Annotated in this window: 16 protein-coding genes and 1 pseudogene; 9 read left to right on the plus strand and 8 right to left on the minus strand. The window is 74.6% G+C overall.

Annotated elements, in window-relative coordinates; translation table 11 throughout:
* Positions 1–7: 7 nt before the first annotated feature.
* Positions 8–1021, plus strand: coding sequence for a zinc-dependent alcohol dehydrogenase family protein (locus ACYVJ4_RS02320; protein ID WP_460458526.1), 1014 nt, complete (start codon positions 8–10; stop codon positions 1019–1021).
* On the opposite strand, the gene menD is transcribed toward ACYVJ4_RS02320, so the two are convergent.
* The 4 genes from menD to ACYVJ4_RS02340 all read right to left on the minus strand — a co-directional run bounded on the left by menD (position 1011) and on the right by ACYVJ4_RS02340 (position 6177).
* On the minus strand, positions 1011–2714 hold the full coding sequence (gene menD, locus ACYVJ4_RS02325; protein ID WP_460458491.1) for a 2-succinyl-5-enolpyruvyl-6-hydroxy-3-cyclohexene-1-carboxylic-acid synthase: 1704 nt from the start codon (positions 2712–2714) through the stop codon (positions 1011–1013). The two genes, ACYVJ4_RS02320 and menD, sit on opposite strands and share 11 nt — an antisense overlap.
* Positions 2711–3943: an MFS transporter gene (locus ACYVJ4_RS02330; RefSeq protein ID WP_460458492.1), complete on the minus strand. Its 1233-nt coding sequence runs from the start codon at positions 3941–3943 to the stop codon at positions 2711–2713. Before ACYVJ4_RS02330 ends, menD begins: the two co-directional genes overlap by 4 nt.
* Complete coding sequence (locus tag ACYVJ4_RS02335; RefSeq protein ID WP_460458493.1) at positions 3940–5085, minus strand: type III PLP-dependent enzyme; 1146 nt, start codon at positions 5083–5085, stop codon at positions 3940–3942. The genes ACYVJ4_RS02330 and ACYVJ4_RS02335 overlap by 4 nt, the downstream gene beginning before the upstream one ends.
* A gap of 84 nt (positions 5086–5169) precedes the next feature.
* A complete protein-coding gene (locus ACYVJ4_RS02340; RefSeq protein WP_460458494.1) occupies positions 5170–6177 on the minus strand; it encodes an o-succinylbenzoate synthase in 1008 nt (335 codons plus the stop codon).
* Between the two features lie 18 nt (positions 6178–6195).
* On the opposite strand from ACYVJ4_RS02340, the gene ACYVJ4_RS02345 reads away from it, so the two are divergent.
* The 5 genes from ACYVJ4_RS02345 (at position 6196) to ACYVJ4_RS02365 (ending at position 9565) form a co-directional block, all read left to right on the plus strand.
* Entirely contained in the window at positions 6196–7131 is a 936-nt protein-coding gene (locus ACYVJ4_RS02345) for a 1,4-dihydroxy-2-naphthoyl-CoA synthase (protein ID WP_460458495.1), read from the plus strand.
* A gap of 23 nt (positions 7132–7154) precedes the next feature.
* The gene (locus ACYVJ4_RS02350; RefSeq protein WP_460458496.1) at positions 7155–7544 is read left to right on the plus strand and encodes a cupin domain-containing protein; all 390 of its coding nucleotides are present in this window, start codon (positions 7155–7157) and stop codon (positions 7542–7544) included.
* Positions 7545–7558: 14 nt separating this feature from the next.
* Positions 7559–8743: an o-succinylbenzoate--CoA ligase gene (menE, locus tag ACYVJ4_RS02355; protein ID WP_460458497.1), complete on the plus strand. Its 1185-nt coding sequence runs from the start codon at positions 7559–7561 to the stop codon at positions 8741–8743.
* Positions 8740–9150, plus strand: coding sequence for a DUF3052 domain-containing protein (locus ACYVJ4_RS02360; protein ID WP_460458498.1), 411 nt, complete (start codon positions 8740–8742; stop codon positions 9148–9150). The genes menE and ACYVJ4_RS02360 overlap by 4 nt, the downstream gene beginning before the upstream one ends.
* An 85-nt stretch (positions 9151–9235) precedes the next feature.
* On the plus strand, positions 9236–9565 hold the full coding sequence (locus ACYVJ4_RS02365) for a hypothetical protein (RefSeq protein WP_460458499.1): 330 nt from the start codon (positions 9236–9238) through the stop codon (positions 9563–9565).
* On the opposite strand, the gene ACYVJ4_RS02370 is transcribed toward ACYVJ4_RS02365, so the two are convergent.
* A complete protein-coding gene (locus ACYVJ4_RS02370) occupies positions 9543–10439 on the minus strand; it encodes an arylamine N-acetyltransferase family protein (RefSeq protein WP_460458500.1) in 897 nt (298 codons plus the stop codon). The genes ACYVJ4_RS02365 and ACYVJ4_RS02370 overlap by 23 nt on opposite strands.
* Positions 10440–10490: 51 nt before the next feature.
* On the opposite strand from ACYVJ4_RS02370, the gene ACYVJ4_RS02375 reads away from it, so the two are divergent.
* Positions 10491–11363: a 1,4-dihydroxy-2-naphthoate polyprenyltransferase gene (locus tag ACYVJ4_RS02375; protein WP_460458501.1), complete on the plus strand. Its 873-nt coding sequence runs from the start codon at positions 10491–10493 to the stop codon at positions 11361–11363.
* A gap of 87 nt (positions 11364–11450) precedes the next feature.
* On the opposite strand, the pseudogene ACYVJ4_RS02380 reads toward ACYVJ4_RS02375, so the two are convergent.
* Both ACYVJ4_RS02380 and ACYVJ4_RS02385 read right to left on the minus strand, forming a co-directional pair.
* Positions 11451–11651 (minus strand): annotated as a pseudogene (locus tag ACYVJ4_RS02380) (DUF4229 domain-containing protein); the annotation flags it as partial.
* Between the two features lie 5 nt (positions 11652–11656).
* Positions 11657–12136 carry an Lrp/AsnC family transcriptional regulator gene (locus ACYVJ4_RS02385; protein WP_460458502.1) on the minus strand — a complete coding sequence of 160 codons (480 nt, stop codon included), beginning with the start codon at positions 12134–12136 and terminating at the stop codon, positions 11657–11659.
* Between the two features lie 374 nt (positions 12137–12510).
* On the opposite strand from ACYVJ4_RS02385, the gene ACYVJ4_RS02390 reads away from it, so the two are divergent.
* A complete protein-coding gene (locus ACYVJ4_RS02390) occupies positions 12511–14391 on the plus strand; it encodes a putative bifunctional diguanylate cyclase/phosphodiesterase (protein ID WP_460458503.1) in 1881 nt (626 codons plus the stop codon).
* 21 nt (positions 14392–14412) lie between these two features.
* Here the strand turns inward: ACYVJ4_RS02390 and ACYVJ4_RS02395 are convergent, their stop codons facing one another.
* A complete protein-coding gene (locus ACYVJ4_RS02395; protein WP_460458504.1) occupies positions 14413–14769 on the minus strand; it encodes a hypothetical protein in 357 nt (118 codons plus the stop codon).
* A gap of 148 nt (positions 14770–14917) precedes the next feature.
* On the opposite strand from ACYVJ4_RS02395, the gene ACYVJ4_RS02400 reads away from it, so the two are divergent.
* Complete coding sequence (locus ACYVJ4_RS02400) at positions 14918–16420, plus strand: DHA2 family efflux MFS transporter permease subunit (RefSeq protein ID WP_460458505.1); 1503 nt, start codon at positions 14918–14920, stop codon at positions 16418–16420.
* The last annotated feature ends 109 nt before the right edge of the window (positions 16421–16529 follow it).

The following is a 16529-nucleotide window of genomic DNA, read 5'->3' on the forward strand; positions in this document are numbered from 1 at the left end:
GGCCACCATGCGCGCGATGGTCCTCGAGCAGCTGGGTGCCGACCTGGTGTCTCGCGACCTGCCCCGGCCGACGCCCGGGCCGGGCGAGGTGCTGGTGCGCGTGGTCGCCAGCGGTGTCAACCCGCTCGACCTCAAGATCGCAGCCGGCGCCGCTGCGCACGCGCAGGTGTCCGTCCCCGCCGTGCTCGGGATCGACCTGGCCGGCACCGTCGTCGAGACCGGTCCCGGAGTCCGCGAGCTCTCGGTCGGCGACGCGGTGTACGGCATGGCCGGCGGCGTCGGCGGCATCCCGGGGTCGCTCGCCGAGTACGCGGTCGCGGACGCCGACCTGCTGGCGAGGGCACCCCGGCGGTTGGCTCTGCGGCAAGCCGCTGCGCTGCCTTTGGTGGCCGTCACCGCGTGGGAGGCGCTCGTCGACCGGGGCCAGGTCGGCCCGGGCGACGCGGTCCTGGTGCACGGCGGCGCGGGCGGGGTGGGCCACGTCGCCGTCCAGCTGGCTCTCGCCGCTGGTGCGACAGTCCACGCCACCGGATCGCCGCGCAGCCTGGACACGATCCGGGCGCTGGGTGCCGAGCCGGTCGACCGCACGACGTCCTCGGTCGAGGAGTACGTCGCGAGCGCCACGGGCGGCGTCGGTTTCGACGTCGTGCTCGACACCGTCGGCGGGAAGACGCTCGACGACTCCTTCCTGGCGGTGCGCCGTCACACGGGCCGCGTGGTGAGCGTGCTCGGCTGGGGCACCCACAGCCTGGCACCGTTGAGCTTCCGCGGGGCGTCGTACTCCGGCGTCTTCACCCTGCTGCCGCTGCTGACCGGCGAGGGCAAGGCGCACCACGGCGAGATCCTGCGTCGGGTGGCCGAGCTGGTCGACCGCGGGCAGGTCACGCCGCTCGTCGACGACGCCGAGTACGGCCTGGCGGACGTCGCGTCGGCACACGACGCCGTGGCATCCCGCAACGCTGCCGGCAAGGTCGTCGTCACGGCCGAGCCCGCGCCCGCCGCCCCGGGGGTCAGGACGTGAGGGTGGCGGTCGCCAGATCTCGCAGGGAGGTGTGGAGGGCCCGGGTGCCGGTGCGGTCGACCGGCACCTCGACGACCGTGATCCCTTGCGGCGCAACGCACACGGCCGCGTCGAGGGCCTCCGGGGTCTCGGCGAGCACGTGGCGCGCGGCGACCCCGCGCACCAGCGACCCCAGGTCCGCGCCGTGCGGCGTGCCGAAGACGCGCTCGAAGGCGCCGGCGTGCTCGTCCCCGCCCGGCTCGAGGGTCGAGAAGATGCCCCCGCCGTCGTCGTTGACCACCACGACCGTGAGGTCGGGGCGCGGCTCGTGCGGCCCGACGACGAGCCCGCCGAGGTCGTGCAGGAACGTCAGGTCGCCGACCAGCGCGTACGTCGGCGCGGACGTCGCCAGGGCCAGCCCGCTCGCCGTCGACAGGCAGCCGTCGATGCCGGCCAGGCCGCGGTTCGCCAGGACGCGAGGGCCGCGCCCGGCCGTCGCGACGTCGAGGTCGCGCACCGGGTTCGACGAGCCCACGAACACCTGAGCGCCTGCGGGCAGCGAGCCCCAGATCCGTTGCGCTGCAGCCGGTCCTGAGGGCCAGCTCGCGCCGACCGCCGCGCCCACCGGTTCGACCAGCGACTGCGCCGCGTCGTGCCACGCGCTCGCCCACGACGTCGGCGCCGCCGCGCGCACGGCACCCGCCCGGCCGGCGTCCAGCGCCTCGAGGGGGAGCACCGACCGCACCCGGGCGCCGGGGTCGGGCCACGGACCGGCGGGTGCCACGAGGTCGACGTCCGTGCCGGGGTGGGCCAGCAGGCGCGCGACGCCGCGCTGCAGCGTCACCCGGCCGACGAGGACGACGCGCTCGGGCCGGTGCGCGTCGAGCCAGCTCTCGCAGCCGAGCAGCAAAGACGCGTGCGGCAGCGACCGGGACCGCGCACCACCGGACGACGGCTCGGCCACGAGCGGCCACCCGTGGCGTGCCGCGAGATCGGCGGCGGCGTCACCGTGGTCGACCGGGCCGGTCGGCAGGTCGCCGACCACCACCAGCGTACGCCGCCCGTCGTCCTGGATCGCTTCTGCCGCAACGCCGGTGACGGGTGCGGACGTCCACGGCGCGCCCCCCGGGCGGCCGTCGAGCGGCTCGTCGAGGTCGCCGTCGTCGGTGGGAACGAGTGGTTCGCGGAAGGGCAGGTCGAGGTGCACCGGCCCTGCGGGGCCACCCCGGCCGACGGCCGCGAGCACCGCGCGCGAGGCGGTGGAGCGCCACGACGCCACCTGCCCGGGGCGGTGGTCGGGCGTGCCGAGGTCGTGGTCCCAGCGGGTCGCGGTGCCGAAGATCCCCACCTGCCGCGTGGTCTGGTTGGCGCCCGTGCCGCGCAGCTCGGGCGGGCGGTCGGCGGTGAGCAGCAGCAGCGGGACGCCCGCGTGGGAGGCCTCCAGCACCGCGGGGTGCAGGTTCGCGACCGCCGTCCCGGACGTCGTCACGACGGGGACCGGCACACCCGCGGCCTTCGCCAGCCCCAGTGCCAGGAACGCTGCGGCCCGCTCGTCGGTGCGCACGTGCAGCCGCAGCCGGCCGGCGCCGTCCGCCGCGTGCAGCGCGAAGGCCAGCGGCGCCGACCGCGAGCCCGGGCACAGCACCGCCTCGCGCACGCCGTGACGCACCAGCTCGTCGACGAGCACGGTGGCGCAGGCGGTGGACGGGTTCACACCGCCGATCCTGCCGCACCTCCACCCAGGCCACGCACGCGACGGGCGAGCTGGGTGCCCACCGGTCCCGCGCCGAGCGCCAGCCAGGTCGTCAGCAGGCACGCACCCCCGACCGCGAGCGCCGCCGGTCCCGACCCGACCGCGGCCGACAGCTGCCCGGCCACCAACGACCCCAGGGCGATGGCGCCGACGTTGACCTGGTCGAAGACGCCGAACACGCGCGCCAGGACGTCGGGCGACGCGGCCCGCTGCAGCATCGTCACCGCGACGACCTCGGCCACCATCGTCCCCGCGCCGGCGACCGCCAGCAGCGCGACGGCCGGTGCGGCCGACCCCACCAGCGCGAAGGCCGCGACGCTCGCGCACAGCCCCGTCATCACCAGCACCAGCACGACCCGCGACCGCTGCGCGCCGGCGCACCGGTTCACGACGGTGAGAGCGGCGAGCGCGCCGACCGTGAGCGCCCCGTTCACCAGGCCCGGCGAGGCCGCCGCGGTGAGCAGCACCGACACCAGCAGGAACCCGTAGAGGAAGTTGTCGACGACCGCGACCGACATGGGCACGCGCACGGCGCGGTCGGCGTACACGGCGCGCAGCCCTTGCCCCAGTGCTCCCCACCAGGACGACGGCGCGCGGTGCCGCCGCTGCAGCCGCACCCGCAGCGCCGCCACGGCCGCCATGCCGAAGGCGGCGCTCGACACCGCGGTGACGAGCGCGGTCGACCGGCCGACGAGCAGCAGCAGCCCGAGCAGGCCCGGACCGGCGACCCACACGACGTTCTCGGCCGCCGTGACCAGCGCGTTGGCGGCGGGCAGCTGCGGCGGGGTGACGCACTGGGGCGTCGCGGCGGCGAGCGCCGGGTACGAGGGCGTCGCGCACACCGCGGTGACGCCCGCCAGCACCACCAGCACCGGTGTCGACCAGCCGGCGACCAGCGCGACGGTGACCGCGGTGCAGGACACGCAGCGCAGCAGCACCGAGCCGCCGATCACGGCCGGCGCCGACCAGCGGTCGGCGAGCGCGCCCGCCAGCCCGGAGAGCACCGCGTAGGGCGCGAACCCCAGGGCCAGCGCGGCCGAGACCCAGATCCCGGACGTCGTCCGGTGCAGCACCTCGACGCCGACGGCGAGGGTCAGCGCGAGCTGGGCGGCGGTGCCCGCGCTGTGCGCGACGAGCAGGCCGCGCAGGCTCGACGACCCGAGGGCGGCCCGGAAGGTCGGGGACGTCATCGGAACTCCTGGCGCAGCGGCGCGAACCCGTTGAACCCCACCGTCGAGTACGACGCCGTGTAGGCGCCGGTGGCGTGCAGCCGCAGCCGGTCGCCGGGACGCAGGTCGGCGGGCAGGGCGTACCGGTGCTCGGCGTACAGGACGTCGAGGCTGTCGCAGGTCGGACCGGCCAGGACGACGGGCAGGGTCGGGCCACCGAGCGGCCGCCCGTCGCGCAGCACCTCGACGCGGTACCGGATCGCCTCGCCGACGGTCTCGACCAGCCCGGTGAACACCCCGGCGTCCAGGTACACCCAGCGGGTGCCCGCGCGGTCGCTCACCAGGACGACCTCGGTGTCGAGGGTGCCGGCGTCCGCGACCAGCGAGCGCCCCGGCTCGGCCATCACCTCCGGCCGCCCCGGGCCGAGGTGACGGGCGAGCGCGGCGGTGATGGCGCGCCCGTACCGGGTGGCGCTCGGGGTCGGCTCCAGCAGGTCGGCCGGGAGGCCGCCGCCGAGGTCCACGACCGCCAGGTCGGTGCCGAGCGCTCGCACCCCGGCGCGCAGCCGGGCGGTGGTGGCCAGCGGCTCGTCCCACGCGTGCGGGTCGCGCTGCTGGCTGCCGACGTGAAAGGCGACCCCGACCCGGTGCCCGGCCCGCACCGCCTGCTCGAGCAGCGCCTCGGCCTCGTGGGCAGGGCAGCCGAACTTGCCGCGCAGCGCCCAGTCCGCGCCCGCGCCGGACGTCGTCAGCCGCACCATCACCGTGCTGCCCGGTGCGTGCTCGGTCAGCTTGGCCAGCTCGCCCGGGGCGTCGAACGTGAAGCGCGTGACCCCCACGGCGTGCGCGTACGCGATGTCGCCCGCGAGCTTGACCGTGTTGCCGTACGACATCTGCTCGGTGCTGCCACCGGCGCGCAGGACGGCGTCGATCTCCCCGGGGCTGGCGACGTCCCAGCGGCAGCCGAGCCCGGCCAGCGTGCTGAGCACCTCGCGCGCCGGGTTGGCCTTGACGGCGTAGTGCAGCCGGACGCCGGGCAGCACCGCCGCGAGCCGGGCGTACGAGGCCGCGACGACCTTGGTGTCGAGGCGCAGCACCGGCGTGCGGTCGGCGACGTCCGACCAGGCGGCGGGACGGCGGGTGGCGACGGTCGCGGTGCTCATGGGGGACCTCCGGCGGGCGGGCGCGCCGCGGCGCGGCGTCCTCGCCGGAGAAGAGCGCCGCGGACGGCGCGTGATACCCGCCGCTCAGCGTCCGGTCGCCAGCACCTCGTGGCAGCGGGCGAGGCGGTCGAGCCACCAGCGCTCGCGGTCGGGCGGCGCGGCGACGTCGTCCAGCCGGTCGGGGACGACGGAGCTGGCCCGCCCGGTGGTGATGCGGCCGCCGGTCGGGCGCAGGGGGTCGGTGGCGACGTCCTGGGCGAGGAGGCCGACGGTCCCGAGGCCGCAGGCGTACGGCAGCTGCGGCAGCGCGGCGGCGAGGGCGACGCCGGCGGCGATGCCGACCGAGGTGTCGAGCGCCGACGACACGACGACCGGCAACCCGCAGACCTCGGCGACGTCGAGGGCGGCCCGCACGCCGCCGAGCGGGGCGACCTTCAGCACAACGACGTCGGCGCTGCCGGTGGCGGCCACCCGCAGCGGGTCGTCGGCCTTGCGGATGCTCTCGTCGGCCGCGATCGCGACGTCGACGCCGGACTGCGCGAGGGCCTGCCGCACCGACGCGAGCTCGAGCAGGGTGGCGCACGGCTGCTCGGCGTACTCGAGGCCGTGGCGGCTCAGCGCGGTGAGGGCGCGCACGGCGTCGTCGACGGACCAGGCGCCGTTGGCGTCGACGCGGATCGCGGCGCCTGGTCCCATGACCGCGCGGACCTCGGCCACCCGGGCCAGGTCGTCGTCGAGCGACTGGCCGGCCTCGGCGACCTTGACCTTGGCCGTGGTGCAGCCGTCGAACCGCTGGAGCACCGCGGCCACCTCGCCGGCCGCGACGGCCGGGACGGTCGCGTTGACGGGCACGGCGTCGCGCACGGGGTCGGGCAGGGCCTGCCAGCCGCACGCGACGGCCGACCGCAGCCAGCGCGCGGCTTCGTCGTCCGCGTACTCGAGGAACGGTGAGAACTCGCCCCAGCCGTGCGGTCCCTGCAGCAGCAGGGCTTCGCGGGTCGTGACCCCGCGGAACGGCACCCGCATCGGCAGGGACACGACGCGGGCGGCGGCGCGCAGCTCGTCGAGGCTGGGCAGGTCGGTCGGGGGCACCCCCGTATCCTCGCGCAGGTGAGCAGCCAGCCCGTCAGCGAGATCTTCGACCCGTCGTCCTGGCGCGAGGTCGACGGCTTCGACTTCACCGACATCACCTACCACCGCGCGGTCGAGGACGGTCGCGACGTCGGCACGGTGCGCATCGCCTTCGACCGGCCCGAGGTGCGCAACGCCTTCCGCCCGCACACGGTCGACGAGCTGTACCGCGCGCTCGACCACGCCCGCATGACGCCGGACGTCGGGTGCGTGCTGCTCACCGGCAACGGCCCGAGCCCGCGCGACGGCGGGTGGGCGTTCTGCAGCGGGGGGGACCAGCGGATCCGCGGCCGCAGCGGCTACCAGTACGCGGACGGCGAGACCGCCGACACCGTCGACGCGGCCCGGGTGAAGGCGGCCGGCGGGCGGCTGCACGTCCTGGAGGTGCAGCGGCTGATCCGCACCATGCCCAAGGTCGTCGTTGCCGTCGTCCCGGGGTGGGCGGCCGGCGGCGGGCACAGCCTGCACGTGGTGTGCGACCTGACGATCGCGAGCCGCGAGCACGCCCGCTTCAAGCAGACCGACGCCGACGTCGGGTCGTTCGACGGCGGCTACGGCTCGGCCTACCTGGCCAAGATGGTCGGGCAGAAGGCCGCGCGAGAGATCTTCTTCCTCGGTCGCACCTACGACGCCGAGACGATGCAGCGCATGGGTGCCGTGAACGAGGTCGTCGACCACGCCGAGCTCGAAACCGTTGCGCTGCAGTGGGGACGGGAGATCAACGCCAAGAGCCCGACCGCGCAGCGCATGCTGAAGTTCGCCTTCAACCTCACGGACGACGGCATGGTCGGCCAGCAGGTCTTCGCCGGCGAGGCGACTCGGCTCGCCTACATGACGGACGAGGCGGTGGAGGGGCGCGACGCGTTCCTCGAGAAGCGCGACCCCGACTGGTCGCCCTTCCCCTGGTACTTCTGAGGTCCTGGCGGCAGGCTGGCGGCGTGACCGACGACCGCAGCGCCTTGCCTGTGTCCCTCGTGCGCTCCGACGAGCTGGCGGACGCCGACCCCACGCCGGGCATGACCCGCCGGGTCGGGCTGGACGTCGCCGGGATGTGGAGCGGCACGGTCGACACCGAGCCCGGCACCACGTCGGGTTGGCACCGCCACGGCGACCACGAGACGACGCTCTACGTGGTGCGCGGGCGGATGCGGCTGGAGTCCGGGCCGGGCGGCGGCGAAGCGGTCGAGGCCGGTCCGGGTGACTTCCTGCACGTGCCGGCGTTCGCGGTTCACCGCGAGCTCAACCCGGGCGACGAGACCAGCCAGGCGGTCGTCGTCCGCTGCGGCAGCGGCGTCCCCACGGTGAACGTCGACGGGCCGGCCGGCTGACCTAGGCTGACGGCGTGCCCCGCCTGCTGACCGCCGTCGACCTGGCGGCGACGCCCACGGCCGAGGCGCTCGCGCTGCTGCGGTCCGCGCTCGACGGCACCGGCGACGCGGTGCTGCCGGTCGCCCACGACGGCACGGCGACGGCCACGCTCGAGGCGCTCGGCGCCGGCACGCCGCTCCTCCCTCACGAGGACGACGACGTCGACCCGACCGCGGTCGTGGTCGCCACGTCCGGGTCGACCGGGAGGCCCAAAGGCGCTCTGCTGCAGGCCTCGGCGCTCGTCGCGTCGGCCACCGCAACCCACGAGCGGCTGGGCGGCGCGGGTCGCTGGCTCCTCGCGTTGGCACCGCACCACGTCGCCGGCGTTCAGGTGCTGGTGCGGTCCGTGGTGGCCGGCACCGAACCGCTGCGGCTCGACCTGCGCGACGGCTTCGACCTGAGCGCCTTCGCCGCTGCCGCAACGGAGCTTGCCGAGTCGTCCGACCGCGCGTACACCGCGCTCGTCCCGACCCAGCTCGTGCGCGTCCTGCAGGACGGCGGCCCTGCGCTCGAGGCGCTCACCCGGCTCGACGCCGTGCTTCTCGGCGGGGCAGCGGCCACGCCCAGCCTGCTCGACCGCGCCGACGCCGCCGGCGTCCGTGTCGTCACCACCTACGGCATGAGCGAGACCTGCGGCGGCTGCGTCTACGACGGGATCCCGCTCGACGGAGTGCAGGTCGAGGTCGGCGACCGGGTCCGGCTCGGTGGTCCGGTCGTGGCTCGGGGCTACCGCTCCGCCACCAGCACCGCCTTCGAGACCGACGGCCCCACGAGATGGTTCACCACGGACGACGTCGGCGAGGTGCGGCACGGACGGCTCGTCGTCCACGGCCGGGCCGACGACGTGCTGGTCACGGGCGGCGTCAAGGTGTCGCCGCAGGCGGTGGAGCAGGTGCTCGCCGAGCTGCCCGGCGTGGCCGAGAGCCTCGTGGTGGGCGTGCCGGACGACGAGTGGGGCCACCGTGTCGTGGCGCTCGTGGTGGGTGAGCCGCCGCCGCTGGAGTCGTTGCGGCACAGCGTTTCCAGCCGTCTGGGCGCGGCCGCCGCCCCACGCGACGTGCTGCCGGTCGACGTCCTGCCGCAGAAGGCGCTCGGCAAGCCCGACCGCGCGGCCGCCACCCGCCTCGCCGCCGAGCGGCTGGGCGCGAGACGACCATGAGCAGCCCGACCGGGTACAGCGGCACCCCGCTCGCCACCAAGCTCGGCATCAAGGCCGGCTCGCGCGTCCTGCTCGACGGCGCTCCGCCGAGGTTCGACCTCGGCCTCCTGCCGGACGACGTCACGCTGCACTTCCGTGCCGGCCGCGACCCCTACGACGTGGTGCTGGCCTTCGCCCCCGACCGCCGGCGGCTCGACACCCGCTGGCCGGCGCTGCACGCCCGGACGACGACCGCCGGCCGCCTCTGGGTCGCCTGGCCCAAGCGGTCCAGCGGCGTGCCGACGGACCTCGACGACAACTCGGTGCGCGAGTTCGGCCTGGCGCACGGCCGCGTCGACGTGAAGGTGTGCGCGGTGGACGCGGCGTGGTCAGGGCTCTGCTTCGTCGTCCGGCTCGCCGACCGCTGACCGACGGCCACGGCGACCGCCCGCCGAACCGTCCGGTTCGTCTCTTGAACCCGCCCGCCGGTCGGAGCATCGTCGAGGCGCAGGGGTGAGCGAGGAGGTCACCGTGGCCGGGTTCGTCCAGATCATCGAGTACGACAGCAGCCGTCCCGACGAGATCCGCGAGATGAGCGAGCGGTTCCGCGAGGAGCACACCGGGCCGCCCGGACCCGAGGCGCCGCAACGGATCACGGTCGTCGCCGACCGCGACCGTCCGAACCACTACATGACGATCGTCGAGTTCGGCTCCTACGAGCTGGCGATGCAGAACTCCGAGGACCCGCAGACCGGCGAGTTCGCGGCGAAGATGGCCGAGCTCTGCGACGGGCCGCCCACCTTCCACAACCTCGACGTCCTCATGACGGAGGTCCCTGCCTGACCCACTCCTCGTGGTCGGCGCTGACCCGCGCCCACAGCTGCTCGCGCTCGGCCGCGTCGACGTCCGCCAGGCGCAGCCCGAAGACGTCGCCGAGCAGGCCCCACCACTCGAGCGGCGAGTCGACCACGCGCTGGTGCGAGCCCGCGCCGTCGACCACCCGGAGCGTGCGCCCGCGCAGCGACTCGACCCGGTCGGGCAGCCTCCGGTGCGCCGAGACGAGCCGCACGAACCCGGACGCCGGCGACGACCCGAGCCGTTCGTGCGCGCCCGCGAAGTGCTCGACGTCGACCTCGGGGTCGGCCAGGTGCGCGCCGCCGAACGACATATCCGGGGCGTGCTGGAGCCACCACCCCGGTCCGAGCTCGGACGACGACCGGCGCAGCGCGTAGCGGAACGGCCCCTGCCAGAACGTGCTCTCCCGCAACGGGACCGGCTCGTGCAGAGCGTCGCCGAGCCCCACGTCGACCAGCCACGGCACGGCGTCGAGCCCGTGCACGGTGAGCCACAGGTGGTTGGGCTGGTCGGGGGTGTCGCCCGGCACCTCGGGGACGCCGGGACGCGGCACGTCCGCGGCCTCCGTGGCCTGCACGCGCGCCGGGTGCAGCCGGACGTCGTACCCGAGCTCGCGCAGCAGCCAGGCCATGGCGCCGCCCAGCGTGAAGCAGTAGCCGCCGCGGCCACCTGCCACGCGAGCGGCCGAACCGGCGAGCTCGATCGAGGGTGGCCGCCCGCGGTACAGGTCGAGCGACTCGTAGGCGACGCGCTCGACGTGGGCGACGTGCAGCCGGCGCAGCAGGTGCAGGTCGGGCTCGGTCGACGTCCCGGGCATCGCCAGGCGCCGCAGGTACGCCGTCGCGAGCTCTCCCAGGGCCACGGCGGCACCCTAGCCACCGGCTGCCGTCCGCGGCACGAGAAGATCCTCCCCATGGCCACCACCGCGCAATGGGTCGAGGGCGCGCGCCCGCGCACGCTGCCCGCCGCCGTCGCCCCGGTGGCGGCTGGCACCGGCGCCGCTGCGGCGCTCGACGCCTTCCACCTCGGCCGCGCGCTGCTCGCGCTCGTGGTCTCGCTCGCGCTCCAGGTGGCCGTCAACTACGCCAACGACTACTCCGACGGCGTGCGGGGCACGGACGACGACCGGGTCGGACCGTTCCGGCTCACCGGCTCGCGCGCCGCCGCCCCCGCCGCGGTCAAGCGCGCCGCCTTCGCGGCCTTCGGCGTCGCCGCGGTGGCCGGCCTGGTGCTGGTGCTGCTCTCGCAGCAGTGGTGGTTCCTCGCGGTGGGCGCGCTCGCCGTTCTGGCCGCCTGGTACTACACCGGCGGCTCGAACCCCTACGGCTACCTCGGGCTCGGCGAGGTGTTCGTCTTCGTCTTCTTCGGGCTGGTCGCGGTGCTGGGCACCACCTGGACCCAGGCCGGTCGCGCGTCGTGGTCGGCGCTGGCCGCGGCGGTCGCGATCGGCTGCCTCGCTTGCGCGATCCTCGTCGCGAACAACCTGCGCGACGTGCCGACCGACACCGTGGCGGGCAAGCGCACGCTCGCGGTGCGTCTCGGCGACCGTCGCACCCGCACGCTCTACCGCGCGCTGGTCTTGCTGCCGTTCCTGCTGGTGGTCGCGGTGGCGCCCGCGCACCCCTGGGCGCTGCTGGCCCTTGTCGCGGCGGCGCTGCTACGCGCCGCGTGGCGGGCCGTCGGGTCCGGCGCCACCGGCCTGGCCCTGATCCCCGTGCTGCGCGACACCGGGCGCGCGGAGCTCGTCTTCGGCGTCCTGCTCGGCCTGGGCCTCGCGCTGGGCTGACGGCGAGCCGGACGCCGCGATCTCGGCGTCCTCGGCGTCGGCGTCCTGGTCGCCGGTCGGGCCCTCGTTCGGCAACCGGCCCTGCACGCGCTCGGCCAGCCGCGCCGTCATCGCCTCGCGCGGTCCTCGCAGCACGAAGTACGACAGCATCACCGACACCACGACGGTCACCATCACCAGCACGACCGGGTCACGCAGCGGGCTGACCACGCCGCCCAGCAGGTAGAGGGCGAGCAGCACGCCGACCAGCAGCAGCAGGCGCAGCAGGGTGTAGCGCAGGACGGTCACGCGGCTCAGCCTACGGGCGGTGCCGCGTCGCCCTCGTCCGCGGGCAGCGGCAGCCCGCGCGCCTCCCAGTACGTCGACAGGACGACGGTCGTGCGCGTGCGCGCGATGCCGCGCACCCGCCGCAGCTTGGAGACGACGGCCTCCAGGCCCGTCACGTCGCCCGCCCGCACCTTGACCACGAAGTTCTCGTCGCCGGCCACGTACCAGCAGTCCTCGACCTCGGGGACGGCGCGCAGCTGCTCGGCGACGTCCTCCGAGTCGACCTCGTCGCCCTGGTAGAGGTCGACGAGCGCGCTGACCCCCAGGCCGACCGCGGGCGCCGAGACGTCGGCGCGGTACCCGCGGATGACGCCGCGCTCCTCGAGGCGGCGCACACGGTCCTGCACGCTCGGGCCGGACATCCCGACCAGCCGGCCGAGCTCGGCCCAGCTGGCCCGCCCGTTCTCGCGCAGGGCCTCGACGAGCTGGCGGTCGACGGCGTCCACGACGTCCTCCTTCAGGTCCCTCCGACGTGACGAGCACCACACTGCCAGATCTCAAGTCTGCTGACCATGGAATCGAAATAGAAACTGGTGCCGAACTGTTATGATTAACGGGTCAGGCGCTACTGACACCATCACAACCAAGGCTACGGCCTCAGAACAAGAAGGAATCATGGTCACCCCCGAGTACGCCCGCGCCTACATCGACGAGATCACCCGGCTCGCGCCGCGCCCCCAGGGCTCCGACAGCCGCGCCAGCCTCGCCCGCCTGCTGCGCAAGCTGTCGCGCTGATGCTGCCGTCCCGGCGCGGGCACCGCGCCGGGACCACCGGCCGCGACCGTTCAAGATCACGCTGCCACCAGCCGATGGTGAGGTCGTGAGCCCTGACCCGCGCGACCGTGCCGTGGACCTCTCGGCACGACGCGGCTCGGCAGAGGCGCTCGAGCCGGCGGTGCCGCTGCTGCTCGCCGCCGTCGGCCTGGTCTCGGCCTTCTTCGTCGGCGGGGGCCTGGTGGTCGTCGCCCTGGTGCTCGTCACCGCGGGGCTCGGCGTCGCCGGCCTGCTGGGCTGGCGCGGCACGCGCGCCCTGGCGGTCCGCGCCACCTTCCTCACCGCGGTCGCCTTCGCGCTGCCCCTGGTCGACGTCCACCTCGTGCCGCACACGCTGCAGTGGTGGTACGCGATCGCGGCCGTCTACCCCCTGCTGCTGACGCGCCACTCCGTCGCGGTGTCGACGCTGCTGGCCGGGGGCATGTTCTCCCAGTACTTCGTCGGCACGGCCACGCCGAACGTCACGCTGCAGAGCTGGGGGCTGCGGGCCGCGCTGCTGTTCAGCATCGGGCTGATCGTGGCGCGCGCGGGTGAGGCCTACCGCGTCGCGCACGACACCGCCCAGCGCCGCCAGCGCGCCGCCGAGACCGCCGAGCGCGAGCTGCACCACGCCACGACGCACGACCCGCTCACCGGCATGCCCAACCGCACCTCGCTCGACCTGTTCATCGACGTGGCGCTGCACTCGCGCACCGGTGACGCGGACGACGAGGTCGGCCTGCTGCTGCTCGACCTCGACCGCTTCAAGAACGTCAACGAGACGCTGGGTCACCTGGCCGGCGACCGGCTGCTGCGCGAGGTCGCCGAGCGGCTGGTCGGCGCCCTCGGCCCGGGCCAGCGCGCCGTCCGCCTCGGCGGTGACGAGTTCGCGGTCATCTGCTCGCCGTCCAGCCTGCCGGAGGCCGAGGCCGCCGGTCGCCGCCTCGTCCAGCTCTTCGAGCAGCCGGTCGAGCTCAACGGCTCGCCCTACCGGATCGGCCTGTCGGTCGGCGTGGCCATCTCGGGCAACGGCATCGAGACGCGCGGCGACCTGCTGCGCTCGGCCGACGCCGCGATGTACGCCGCCAAGCGCGGTGGCCGCGGCCGCTCGGTCTCGTACGACACCACCATGAGCGAGGACGTCGCCGCCAACCTCGCCGTCGAGCAGCAGCTGCGCGAGGCCATCCGCCGCGGCGGCATGCTCGAGAAGGAGCTGCACCCGGACGCCGTCATCGCCGTCTTCCAGCCCGTCGTCGACCTGCGCACCGGCCGCGTCGTCGCCGCCGAGGCCCTCGCCCGCTGGGAGCTCGACGGCCTGCCCGTCTCGCCGCTGCGCTTCGTGCCGCTGGCCGAGGAGCTCGGCCTCGGGCCCGAGCTGGCCACGGTCGTCGCCCGCCAGTCGCTGCGCGCGCTCGCGTCCTGGCACCGCGACGGCCTGACCGAGGTCGGCAGCGTCGCCGTCAACATCAGCGCGGCCGACCTGCTCACCCCCGGTCTGCCCGACCGGCTCGCGACCCTCGTCGCCGACGCCGGCCTGCAGCCGGGCGCCCTCACCCTCGAGATCACCGAGCGGGACGTCGTCGACGACGTCGAGCGCACCCGCGAGGCCCTGCAGCGCCTGCGCGAGCGCGGCATCACCGTGGCCGTCGACGACTTCGGCACCGGCTTCTCCTCGCTCGCCTACCTGGCCCGGCTGCCGCTGCAGGTGCTGAAGATCGACCGCGAGTTCGTGGCCCAGCTCGACCTCGACGACACCATCGCCCGCACCGTCGTGCAGCTCGCCCGCTCGTTCGGCATGGAGTGCATCGCCGAGGGCATCGAGACCCCGGCCCAGCTCGGCGCGCTCTCCGAGCTCGGCGTCCAGGCCGGGCAGGGCTGGCACCTCGGCCGGCCCGCCGGCGCGGCGGACTTCGTGTCCGCCGTGCGCCGCCAGCCCAGCGCCGTCTGAGACCTGCGCTCGGCTGCTCGGCTACTCGGAGGCCGGCGGCGGGTCGCCCGCGCCGAAGAACGTCGCGAAGCTGCCGGCCACGGCGGTGATGACGAACAGCGCCCAGATCTCCAGCCCCACGTCGACGACCTTGCCGCCCCCGGTCACCGGGTTCGAGAAGGACGACGACACGGTCAGCAGCTGCGTGGCCGTGAAGAAGGCCGCGTCGCCGGCGCCGTGGACGTCGCTGCCCGGCTGGCCGTGCTCGGTCAGCCAGACCAGCGCGGTGCCGACCACGAGCACCACCGCCGTCAGGCCGCCCGCGAGCACGAGGCGGGCCGCCAGCCGCCGGTGCCGCTCGCCGTACGTGAACCATCGTCCGAGCTCGTCCCTGATCACGCGCGGGAGTGTGCCAGCACCCGGCTGAGCGTCGGGTGCTTCCGACGGAAAACACCCGCGCCCCCTGTCACCGGGCTGCGTTAGCGTAGGAACGCCTCGGCAGAGATGTCGTCGCACTCCTGACACGACCTACCGCCAAGAGGTACCTGTGACGTCGCCCGCCACCGCCCCGCCCACCGAGTACCCCGAGAAGATCGACGCCGCCGTCCTGAAGGTGGCCGGCGTCGTCGTCCTCGGCGCGATCATGTCGATCCTCGACATCACCGTCGTCAACGTCGCGCTCCGCACGTTCCAGACCGTGTTCGCCGACGGCGGCCAGCCGCTCGCGTACTCGGACGTCGCGTGGACCGTCACCGGCTACACCCTGGCGCTCGCCACGGTGATCCCGCTGTCCGGCTGGGCCGCCGACCGGTTCGGCACCAAGCGCCTGTACATGCTGGCGATCCTGCTGTTCACCATCGGCTCGGTGCTCTGCGCCACGGCCAGCTCGATCGAGATGCTGATCGGGTTCCGCGTGCTGCAGGGCCTCGGCGGCGGCATGCTCATGCCGCTCGGCATGACGATCATGACCCGTGCCGCCGGGCCGGCCCGCATGGGCCGCCTCATGGCGATCCTCGGCGTGCCGATGCTGCTCGGCCCGATCTTCGGCCCCATCCTCGGCGGCTGGCTGATCGACCACTTCAGCTGGCACTGGATCTTCCTGATCAACGCGCCCATCGGCGTGATCGCCCTGGTCTACGCCCAGTTCGCGCTCGCGGCCGACAAGCCGCAGCCGTCCGAGTCCTTCGACTTCGTCGGCATGCTGATGATGAGCCCCGGCCTCGCCCTCTTCCTGTACGGCGTCTCGTCGATCCCCGGCGAGGGCGGCATCGGTCACGCCAAGGTGCTGCTGCCGGGCCTGCTGGGCCTGGCGCTGATGGTGGCGTTCGTGCTCTACAGCTTCAAGCCGAAGCACCCGCTGCTCGACCTGCGGCTCTTCCACAACCGCAACCTGACGGTCTCGATCATCACGATGTTCATCTTCGCGGCGGCCTTCTTCGGCGGCCTGCTGCTGGTGCCCCAGTTCCTGCAGCAGGTGCAGGGCGAGACACCGCTGAACGCCGGGTGGCTCGTGGCGCCCCAGGGCGTCGGGGCGATGCTGACCATGCCGATCGCCGGTGCGCTCACCGACCGGCTGCCGGTCGGCCGGATCGTGCCGTTCGGCCTGGCGCTCATCATCGGCGGCATGTTCGCGCTGACCCAGGTCCAGGCCGACTCCTCGCACTGGGGCTTCATCATCCCGGTGCTGTTCGTGATGGGTCTCGGCATGGGCGGCACGATGATGCCGATCATGACCTCGGCGCTGAAGACACTGACGCACCACGAGGTGGCGCGAGGCTCGACGCTGCTCAACATCAGCCAGCAGATCGCCAGCTCGGTCGGCGTCGCGATCTTCTCGGTGGTGCTGACCAACGCGCTGAAGGACAACATCCCGACCAGCCCGGCCCAGGCGCCGGTGGCCGCGGCGAGCGCGTTCGGGCACACCTTCTGGGTGGCGGCGTTCCTGGTGACGCTCACGCTGATCCCCGCCGCGTTCCTGCCGCGCAAGCGCGAGATCTCGCACCTGCTCGACGACGAGACCGACGCCGCGCCGCCGGTGATGATGCACTGATCCGCAGCAGCTCCAGAGCGGGGTCGCACCGTCCGGTGCGGCCCCGCTCTGCGTCCCGGCCCGTCAAGGCACCTTCTTGGGACTTCGCCCTGGATCGCGCTCCCGGAGG

The sequence above is a fragment of the Angustibacter peucedani genome, assembly GCF_054779595.1.

What these genes read in the sequence shown, in the direction of transcription:
- ACYVJ4_RS02360 (WP_460458498.1), top strand. Translation starts at nt 8,740, where the DNA reads ATGAGCAGCCCGACCGGGTACAGCGGCACCCCGCTCGCCACCAAGCTC.
- ACYVJ4_RS02320 (WP_460458526.1), top strand. Translation starts at nt 8, where the DNA reads ATGCGCGCGATGGTCCTCGAGCAGCTGGGTGCCGACCTGGTGTCTCGC.
- ACYVJ4_RS02330 (WP_460458492.1), bottom strand. Translation starts at nt 3,943, where the DNA reads ATGACGTCCCCGACCTTCCGGGCCGCCCTCGGGTCGTCGAGCCTGCGC.
- ACYVJ4_RS02335 (WP_460458493.1), bottom strand. Translation starts at nt 5,085, where the DNA reads ATGAGCACCGCGACCGTCGCCACCCGCCGTCCCGCCGCCTGGTCGGAC.
- ACYVJ4_RS02375 (WP_460458501.1), top strand. Translation starts at nt 10,491, where the DNA reads ATGGCCACCACCGCGCAATGGGTCGAGGGCGCGCGCCCGCGCACGCTG.